The sequence below is a fragment of the Candidatus Erwinia dacicola genome, assembly GCF_001756855.1.
GTDB lineage: Bacteria > Pseudomonadota > Gammaproteobacteria > Enterobacterales > Enterobacteriaceae > Erwinia > Erwinia dacicola.
This window is the reverse complement of sequence record NZ_MAYS01000016.1, coordinates 1-1,419: the sequence shown is the minus strand read 5'-3', so window position 1 is coordinate 1,419 and position 1,419 is coordinate 1. Positions and strand designations below refer to the sequence as shown.

Below are 1,419 nucleotides of genomic sequence, written 5' to 3'. Positions count from 1 at the left end.
CTGCACCAGCGCGTCAACCTTACGGGTGGAGACGCCGTTTATCCACGCTTCCTGGATGACCGCGTTCAGTGCTTTCTCCGACAGCCTGCGGGCCTCAAGGAAGGACGGGAAGTACGAGCCTTCACGCAGCTTCGGTATACGCAGGTCCAGGGTACCGAGGCGGGTGTGGTACTGACGGTCACGGTAGCCGTTACGGTAGGTCTCCCGCTCGTCACTGCGCTCATGAGGCTCTGCGTTGATGCGCTGAGTGACATCGGCCTCCATGATGCGGTTGAGCATAAATTCGGTGAGTTCACGCAGAAAGTCCTCGCCGCCGAGTTGCATCAGGGTGTTGCTGAATGTCATGCTGTTGTCGGCCATCGGTTGACTCCTTCTGAGATAATTGTCTAATTAACCATTACCTTACCGGATAAGCCAATGGCTCTCACCATCCTTCCAAATTTACACCACGTCCTAAGACTCTACCTGACTGGCACCAGCTGGTGGCGGATAAAAATATCGACGTGGTGGATGCCGAAGAGATGGTGCGTGCTGCGCAAAAAGCCGGGGTAAAACCGCTGATTGGCTTCAACTATATGAAAAACCCGACCAGCCAGCTGGCGCGTAAAATTATTGAGCGCGGTTAAATTGGCGAAGTGGTGCATTTTTACGGTACCCATCAATGAAGATTATCTGGCAAACCCGAACACGCCGCGCGACTGGCACTGCCAGAAAGCGCGGGCGGGGCGGGGCGCGCTCGGCGATCTGGCGGCGCATGTCGTCAATATGGCGCACTTCCTTGACGGTAATATCGATGAAGTAAGCGGCGATATGATGACGGTAATCAAACAGCGCCCGGACCTGAAAAATTCGTCACAGTTGCGCGATGTGGAAAACGAAGATCAGGCCAGCGCGCTGCTACGTTTTGCCAACGACGCGCACGGCGTGATTGAAACGTCACGCATCGCCTGCAGCAGCAAAATGGGCCTAACCTATGTGGTCGCCGGCACCAAAGGCAGCATTCGCTATACCCAGGAGCACATGGCGGAGCTGGAACTGTATATTCATGATAAACCGGCAAGGCACCAGGGCTTCAAGACTATCCTCACCGGCCCGGCGCACCCGGACTATGCGGCATTCTGCATCTCTGCCGGGCACAGCATCGGCTTTAACGACCAGAAAACCCCTGAAGTGCGTGACCTGATCAACGGCATCGCCGCTGATGACCGCATGTGGACGGACTTTGCCGAAGGGTTGCAGGTATCAAAAGTGCTGGAAGCTATCGCACTCTCCGCAGCCGAAGGCCCCATACCCAGTTGAAACGCAACAAAACGGAGGGGGCTTATGCTGCCAATAAGTGCGTTAAAAATACTTCATTGGGAGAACGATAGCCCAGAGATTTTCGCCCTCTGGTGTTAAACGTGTGTTCGAGTTCGGCAA

General features: G+C 55.1%; 1 protein-coding gene and 1 pseudogene. One reads left to right on the top strand and one right to left on the bottom strand.

What is annotated here, in order from left to right:
- Positions 1-360: transposase (locus BBW68_RS00345; RefSeq protein WP_186821231.1), on the bottom strand; the 360-nt coding region annotated here is incomplete at its 3' end.
- A gap of 107 nt (positions 361-467) precedes the next feature.
- Here BBW68_RS00345 and BBW68_RS00340 point away from each other — a divergent pair.
- Positions 468-1,299 (top strand): annotated as a pseudogene (locus BBW68_RS00340) (Gfo/Idh/MocA family protein); the annotation flags it as partial.
- Positions 1,300-1,419 lie beyond the last annotated feature (120 nt).